The 7,591-nt window shown below is 61.2% G+C and carries 8 protein-coding genes; 2 read left to right on the top strand and 6 right to left on the bottom strand.

Annotated features, from left to right (window positions below):
• The coding region (locus QQJ86_RS07665) for an autotransporter family protein (RefSeq protein WP_284320315.1) at positions 1 to 1,194 on the top strand (1,194 nt) is incomplete at its 5' end.
• Positions 1,195 to 1,236: 42 nt separating this feature from the next.
• Here the strand turns inward: QQJ86_RS07665 and QQJ86_RS07660 are convergent.
• The 6 genes from QQJ86_RS07660 to QQJ86_RS07635 form a co-directional block, all read right to left on the bottom strand.
• On the bottom strand, positions 1,237 to 1,542 hold the full coding sequence (locus tag QQJ86_RS07660) for a type II toxin-antitoxin system RelE/ParE family toxin (RefSeq protein WP_284320314.1): 306 nt from the start codon (positions 1,540 to 1,542) through the stop codon (positions 1,237 to 1,239).
• Complete coding sequence (locus QQJ86_RS07655; protein ID WP_284320313.1) at positions 1,530 to 1,787, bottom strand: type II toxin-antitoxin system Phd/YefM family antitoxin; 258 nt, start codon at positions 1,785 to 1,787, stop codon at positions 1,530 to 1,532. Before QQJ86_RS07655 ends, QQJ86_RS07660 begins: the two co-directional genes overlap by 13 nt.
• Positions 1,788 to 1,943: 156 nt before the next feature.
• Positions 1,944 to 4,082, bottom strand: a complete 2,139-nt coding sequence (gene fusA, locus QQJ86_RS07650; protein WP_284320312.1) for an elongation factor G — start codon at positions 4,080 to 4,082, stop codon at positions 1,944 to 1,946.
• 148 nt (positions 4,083 to 4,230) lie between these two features.
• Positions 4,231 to 4,902 carry a M24 family metallopeptidase gene (locus QQJ86_RS07645; RefSeq protein ID WP_284320311.1) on the bottom strand — a complete coding sequence of 224 codons (672 nt, stop codon included), beginning with the start codon at positions 4,900 to 4,902 and terminating at the stop codon, positions 4,231 to 4,233.
• 4 nt (positions 4,903 to 4,906) lie between these two features.
• On the bottom strand, positions 4,907 to 5,266 hold the full coding sequence (locus QQJ86_RS07640) for a DUF1304 domain-containing protein (RefSeq protein WP_284320310.1): 360 nt from the start codon (positions 5,264 to 5,266) through the stop codon (positions 4,907 to 4,909).
• Between the two features lie 17 nt (positions 5,267 to 5,283).
• Entirely contained in the window at positions 5,284 to 6,219 is a 936-nt protein-coding gene (locus QQJ86_RS07635) for a carbohydrate kinase family protein (RefSeq protein ID WP_284320309.1), read from the bottom strand.
• 321 nt (positions 6,220 to 6,540) lie between these two features.
• Here QQJ86_RS07635 and QQJ86_RS07630 point away from each other — a divergent pair, with 321 nt between their 5' ends.
• Positions 6,541 to 7,587 carry a rod shape-determining protein gene (locus QQJ86_RS07630; RefSeq protein ID WP_284320308.1) on the top strand — a complete coding sequence of 349 codons (1,047 nt, stop codon included), beginning with the start codon at positions 6,541 to 6,543 and terminating at the stop codon, positions 7,585 to 7,587.
• The last annotated feature ends 4 nt before the right edge of the window (positions 7,588 to 7,591 follow it).

Here is a 7,591-nt window from a genome sequence, read left to right as displayed (position 1 = left end):
CCGACACCGACACCGACACCGACACCGACACCGACACCGACACCGACACCGACACCGACACCGACACCGACACCGACACCGACACCGACACCGACACCGACACCAACACCAACACCAACACCAACACCAACACCAACACCAACACCAACACCAACACCAACACCAACACCAACACCAACACCAACACCAACACCAACACCAACGTCCACGCCGGGCGCTAGTACGAGTGCATCCGTCGCGTTGTACCGCCCTGAAGTGGCTTTGTATGCGGAAGTGCCTGCAGTAGCGCGCCAGCTCGGCATCCTGCAGTTGGAAAACTTCCATCTGCGCCAGGGCGATCAATCGCTGCTGTCGGAAAATGGCGAGCTACCTGCCGCATGGGGACGCATGTGGGGTGGTCACAGCGTGCTATCGCAAGGCGGCACCGTCGATCCGCGCTTTGGCGGTTCGGTGAGCGGAGCGCAGGTTGGCCACGATCTGTATGCGGATACGAGCGCGAGCGGTCAGCGCGATCACTACGGCGTGTTCGCGGGCTTTGCGCGCGCCACCGGCGATGTGAATGGTTTCGCTGTTGGCATTCCGAACGCGGCGGTGGGAGCGCTCATGGTCAATGCCTACAGCCTCGGTGGCTACTGGACGCATGTTGGCCCCAGCGGCTGGTATTCCGATGCGGTGCTGATGGGTAGCTCGTTCGTGGCTGATCCCGTGTCGCGCGACGGTGTGGCAGCGAGTATGCATGGACGTGCGATCACTGCTTCGCTCGAAACCGGATTACCGTTTGCGCTTGGACATGGGCTATCGCTCGAGCCGCAGGCACAACTGATCTGGCAGCGCCTGACATTCCAGGATCTGAACGACACCATTTCCAGCGTGGCATTCAACAACGGGAACACGTTGGTTGGTCGTATCGGTGTCCGATTGGCCGGCAATTACCCGATGATGCAATCCGCTTGGCAACCGTACGTGCGTATCAATCTGTCGCGCGCAATCGGCAGCGACGATACGACCACGTTCGACGGCGCAACTTCGATTACCACGCCGACGCGCCAGACAACCGGGCAAGTGGATGCTGGCGTTGTTGCGAAGTTCTCGCAACGCGGGAGCGTGTTTGCGTCCGTTAGCTATTCGGCGAGTTTAGGTGGTGAGCATCAGCGCACGGTTGCCGGAAATGTAGGGCTGCGCTGGGCTTGGTAAGAAAGACGAAAAAGCCCAGGGATTTCTCCCTGGGCTTTGCTTCTACCTTCGTTGATGAAGCCGACTCGGGCGCAGCGACTTTTCGCTGCGTATCACATAGAGAATGATTACGCGCTCACCGTCGACGCGGTAAAAGACCCGGCACGGCGGTTCGACAATTTGTCGGTAGCGCCAACCCTTTAGTTCCTGTGGCTTTGAGCCGCTCTCCGGGTGATCAGCAAGTTGCTCCACGTGCGCGAAAACACGCCGGACGAGTTCTCGTGCCGCTACAGGATTGTCCAACGCGATGTAGTCAGCGATTTCATCCAGCTCACTGAGAGCAGGGTCGGTCCAGATTACTTCAGCCATCGTTTCAGGCGATCCTTTGCCTGTTCATGCGTGAGTGTGCGTCCTTCTTCTACGGCACGTTCGCCGCGCGCGATGCCTTCCAGTAGTTTCATGCGCCGTTGCATGGCATCGAAGGATTCGACGTCAACCAGATAAGCGCTCGGTAAGCCATGCTGGGTGATCAGGATCGGCTCGCGATCGCGCTCGAGGTCTGCCAGCAGCTCAGTGGCCTGACGTTTGAGGGTTGTGACTAATTCAGTGCGCATGAAAGTGATACTAAAGTATCACTTTGATTGCTACAAGTGTAGGAACGCTGAGTGTGGCAGCGCATCGCTTAAGTCCAATCTTGCGCAGACACCGCACCCTGAAGCAAAGCCCAGGGATTTCTCCCTGGGCTTTGCTTTTGGAGCACGAACGGAGGCTTACTTCGCCTCTTTCTCCATCAACTTGGCAACCATGCTCGCCGGCACTTCTTCGTAGTGATCGAAGATCATCGAGAAGGTGCCGCGGCCGCTGGTGGCCGAACGCAGGAAGTTGATGTAGCCGAACATTTCCGCCAGCGGCACGAAGCCCTGTACGAAGGCGTTGGTGCCCTTCTGGCCCTGCTCGCTGACCGAGCCGCGGCGGCGGTTGATGTCGCCGATCACGTCGCCGAGGTAGTCGGCTTCGGTGACCACCTCCAGCTTCATCACCGGCTCAAGCAGTTTGGGCTTGGACATCTTCTGCGCTTCGCGGAAGCAGGCACGGCCGGCGATTTCGAAGGCGAGTGCCGAGGAGTCCACATCGTGGTACTTGCCATCGACGAGGCGTGCCTTGAAGTCCAGCACTTCATAGCCAGCCACCTGGCCCTGGCGCGATTCCACGGTGATGGCGTGTTCCACCGCCGGGATGTATTCGCGCGGTACGCGGCCGCCGACCACTTCGTCGGAGAACACCACGCCGCTGCCTGGTTCGCCCGGCTCGAAGATCATCTTTACTTCGGCGAACTGGCCCGAACCGCCGGACTGCTTCTTGTGCGTGTAGGTGTGTTCCACCGTCTGGCCGAAGGCTTCGCGGAAGCTGACCTTGGGCTTGCCCATGTTCGCTTCCACGCCCAGTTCGGTGCGCATGCGGTCGATGGTGATTTCCAGGTGCAGCTCGCCCATGCCCTTGAGCACGGTCTGGCCGGTTTCCTGGTCCACTTCCATGCGCAGCGACGGGTCAGCCTTCACCATTTTGTAGAGCGCGGTGGAGAGCTTGTCGATGTCGTTGCGGCTCTTCGGTTCCACCGCCACGCTGATCACCGGGTCGGGGAAGCGCATGCGTTCCAGCAGCACCGGATGCTGCGGATCGGTGAGCGAGTCGCCGGTCTCGGTTTCCTTCAGCGAAACGAACGCGCAGATATCACCGGCGCGCACTTCGTCGATTTCCTTGGTGGCGTTGGCCTGCACTTCCACGATGCGGCCGATGCGCTCTTTCTTGCCACGGGTGACGTTCTGCAGCGTGTCGCCCTTCTTGATTACGCCGGAGTAGATGCGGGTGAAGGTGAGCGTGCCGAACTGGTCGTTGATCACCTTGAAGGCCAGCGCGCGCACCGGCGCGTCGTCGGTCACCGCCTGCTCGCCGATGATGTTGCCGTCCTCGTCCACCATCGAAATGCCGCCGTTCTCACCTGGGTAAGGCATGTAGTCGATCACGCCATCGAGCATCTGCTGCACGCCCTTGTTGCGGTACGAAGAACCGCAGAACACGGGCACCAGCTTGCCGGCCACGCAGCCCTTGCGGATGCACTTCTTCAGCGTTTCCAGCGTCGGCTCCTGGCCGTCGAGGTAGGCATGCATGGCGTCGTCGTCCATTTCCACCGCGCTTTCGATGCTATGCGCACGCAGCTCGGCGAGTTGGGACACCCATTCCGTGTCGGCGGTGGTGGTGAATGCCTTGACCTTGGGATGGTCGGCGACCTGGTCCAGCGGGATCGTCTCCCACTTGCTGTCCTTGTCGCTGCTGTCCCAGATGTAGCCCACGCCGGCGATCAGATCGGCCATGCCGATGAAGTCGTCGCTGCTGCCTAGTGGCACCTGGCAGAGCACGATGTTGGCGCCCAGGCGGTTCTTGATGCCGTTCACGGCGTGCTTAAAGTTCGCGCCGATGCGGTCCATCTTGTTGATGTAGCACATGCGCGGCACGTTGTACTGGTCGGCCAGGCGCCAGTTGGTTTCGGTCTGCGGCTCTACGCCGGCCACGCCGTCGAACACCACCACGGCACCGTCGAGCACGCGCAGGGAGCGGTTCACTTCAATGGTGAAGTCCACGTGCCCTGGGGTGTCGATCACGTTGATCTGGTGACCCTTCCACTCGGTCGACACAGCAGCGGACTGAATGGTGATGCCGCGCTTCTTTTCCTGTTCCAGGTAGTCGGTGGTCGTGGAGCCCTTACCATCCTTCGTGTCGTGCACGTCGATGATCTGATGCTTCTTACCTGTGTAATACAGGATGCGCTCGGTCGTGGTGGTCTTGCCGGCGTCGATGTGAGCAATGATGCCGATGTTGCGATAGAGGTGGAGAGGTTTTTGGCGGGCCACAGCGTTGGTTCCGTAGTAGAAGTCGTTGGTCGAGCAGAAAGCTATTTTCTCACCCCAGGCGGGAGAGCGCGATAAGGCTTGGACAGACCATCCATGGTCCGCAGCGTACGGTTCAATTGTGTATGCAGCGTTGCCGAAACCAGCGCCTTCATGGCACGGCTTCGGCGAGCAAGTCTTCGTAAAAAGCGCCGAACGGTTCGGTCGGGTGGGTGATCTGGATCTCGAGAATCCACAAGCCCTTGGCAGGCTCGTGTTCCAGATCGCCCAGGTCGCCACCCTTGTGCACCGAATGCGGGAAGTCGCTTACGCGATGCCCTTTGATGGCATGGTTGAAACGCCAGCCCATCGCCTCGGCGCGTTCGTGGGCGTAATTATAAAGCCTCTGGCCGCTCCAGCCCTCAGTGCGCCACATATTGGCCACGTCGCGGTGCAGGTCGCGCGCCGCCTCGGCACAGGCCAGTCGCTCAGGCGCTTGGCCGATGACGAAGGTGTCACCGACATCGCCCTCGTGGCCGTCGAACACCAGCCCAAGGTCGATGAAGTAGCTGTCGTTTTCGCCCAGCCGCACGTCCGGCAGGGAGCGCTCGCGGTAGGTTTTGGTGGTGTTGGGGCCGATGCGGATGATCACCGGATGCCACAGGCGTTCCATGCCCAGCTCCGCGAACACCTGCATGGCCTGCGCGCGTGCTTCGTCCTCGCTGATGCCAGGGTGCATGCGTTCGCAAATGCCTTGCAGGGCGGCCCAGCTCCGATCGCGAGCATGCAGCATGAGCGCGGAATCGAACCGCTGCCCAACCGCTTCGCGACCGTGATCGCTCATGCGCTCAGCCCGCCAATACCAGCGCGATGCCGATCGCGGCAGGCAGACCCTGGATCCACAACACCTTGCGCGTGGCAGTGAGGCCGCCGTAGATGCCAGCCACCAGGATGCAGCTGAGGAAAAACAGCTTTACGTGCGTGCCTTCCGCGCCGCCCAGGATCAAGCCCCAGAACAGGCCAGCCGCAAGAAACCCGTTATAGAGCCCCTGGTTGGCCGCCAGCACTTTGGTCTGCGCGGCGTATTCGGCGGTGGTGCCGAACGCACGCCGGCCTGTGGGCTTGTCCCACAGCGCCATTTCCAGGATCAGAAACCATACGTGCATCAGCGCGATGATCGTGACCGCAATGCTGGCAAGGATCGACATGGTAGTTTTTCCCGGACTCAGCTCAGCGCGTAGCCGAACTGTTCCTCGAACTCGGCGGCGAATTGGTCGTAGGTGAAATGCTGATTCTGCGTGCCGGGATGCTCCACCTTCAGCGCGCCCATCAGCGAGGCCATGCGGCCGACGGTCGGCCAATCCAGGCCTTTCATGATGCCGAAGATGAGCCCGGCGCGGTAAGCGTCGCCGCAGCCGGTGGGATCCACCACCTGGCGCTCGCGCGCCGGGGGAATCTCATGCGTGGTGCCGTCGGTGTAAATCAGCGAGCCGCGCGGACCGAGCGTCACGATGTAGGCCTTCACGCGCGAGGCAATGTCCGCTGCGCTCCAGCCGGTGCGCTGCTGCAGAAGTTGAGATTCGTAGTCGTTGACGATCACATAGGTCGACTTTTCGATCATCGACCGGAATTCATCGCCATTGAACAATGGCATGGCCTGGCCCGGATCGAACACAAACGGCACGCCACGTGCGTGGAACTCATCCACGTGCTGCAGCATCGCGTCACGACCGTCGGGTGCGACGATGCCGAAGCTGATATGCGGGATGTTGCGCACGTGGTTGGCGTGCGCGCTGGACATCGCACCGGGGTGGAAGGCGGTGATCTGGTTGTTGTCCAGGTCGGTGGTGATGAAGCACTGCGGCGTGAACTGGTCTTCGAATACACGGATGCAATCCATGCGGATGCCGCAGTGTTCCAGGTGCTCGCGATAGGGCGCGAAATCCTGGCCCACCGCGGCGACCGGCAGCGGATCGCCGCCCAGCAGCTTCAGGTTGTAGGCGATGTTGCCGGCGCAGCCGCCGAATTCGCGGCGCATCTGCGGCACCAGGAACGACACGTTCAGGATGTGCACCTGATCGGGAAGGATGTGCTTCTTGAATTGGTCCTGGAACACCATGATGGTGTCGTAGGCAAGCGATCCGCAGATGACGGCAGACATGGGTTGACGGTCCAAATAAGGTTGGCTGGGCGTGGCAGGGCCACGGCGGCAAACGGATTATCGTAGCGGTTGAGCCGGAAACGGGAAACTGGTTGAGGGGAAGAGGGAGGTTGATGCACGCAAGGTTTTCGCTTGGTGACAGGCTCTAAAACCCCGAATGAGCCAGATCAGTGCGCAACCGTAAATCGCACGTTCCCCGCATCTTCCTCATGATTGCCCCTAAAAAACCGCTTTTTTAACGCCTATGTCCTTGCGGACAAGGGTTTTGCTGACTAGACTGGCGCGCTTACTTTTTAGCCAGAGACGGTGCGCGGCGGACCCATGTTCAAGAAGTTTCGCGGGATGTTTTCCAACGATGTTTCCATCGACCTTGGTACAGCCAACACGCTTATCTATGTGCGGGGCCAGGGAATCGTCCTGAACGAACCTTCTGTCGTGGCGATTCGCCAGGATCGTGGTCCGGGCGGCCCTCGCACCGTCGCCGCCGTGGGCAGCGATGCAAAGCGCATGCTGGGTCGCACGCCGGGCAACATCGCCACCGTGCGCCCGATGAAGGATGGCGTGATCGCCGACTTCACCATGACCGAGGCGATGCTGCAGCACTTCATCCGCCAGGTGCACCGTTCCCGCCTGCTGCGTCCCAGCCCGCGCGTGCTGGTCTGCGTGCCTTGTGGTTCCACCCAGGTGGAGCGCCGCGCGATCAAGGAATCGGCCGAAGGCGCGGGTGCTCGCGATGTGTTCCTGATCGAAGAGCCGATGGCCGCCGCGATCGGCGCTGGCATTCCGGTGCATGAGGCCCGTGGCTCGATGGTGCTGGATATCGGTGGCGGCACCTCCGAAGTGGCGGTGATCTCGCTGAACGGCATCGTCTACTCGCAGTCCGTGCGCGTGGGTGGTGACCGTTTCGATGAGTCCATCATCAACTACGTGCGCCGCAACCACGGCACGCTGATCGGTGAATCCACGGCCGAGCGCATCAAGCTGGAAATCGGCTGCGCCTTCCCGCAGAGCCAGGTCAAGGAGATCGAAATCTCCGGCCGCAACCTGGCCGAAGGCGTGCCGCGCATGTTCACGGTCAACTCCAATGAAATCCTCGAAGCCCTGCACGAGCCGCTCGCCGGCATCGTGGCGGCGGTGAAGTCGGCGCTGGAACAAACTCCGCCGGAACTGTGCTCCGACGTGGCCGAGCGCGGCATCGTGCTTACCGGCGGTGGCGCACTGCTGCGTGACCTGGACCGCCTGCTGTCCGAGGAAACCGGCCTGCACGTGCAGGTGGCGGACGATCCGCTCACCTGCGTGGCGCGTGGTGGCGGCAAGGCGCTGGAGCTGATCGATCAGCACGGCAGCGACTTCTTCGCTCCCGAATAACCTT

Origin of the sequence: Dyella acidisoli, from assembly GCF_030160295.1 — a bacterium.
Classification (GTDB): Bacteria; Pseudomonadota; Gammaproteobacteria; order Xanthomonadales; family Rhodanobacteraceae; genus Dyella_B; species Dyella_B acidisoli.
This window is presented reverse-complemented; position numbering and strand designations above follow the sequence as displayed.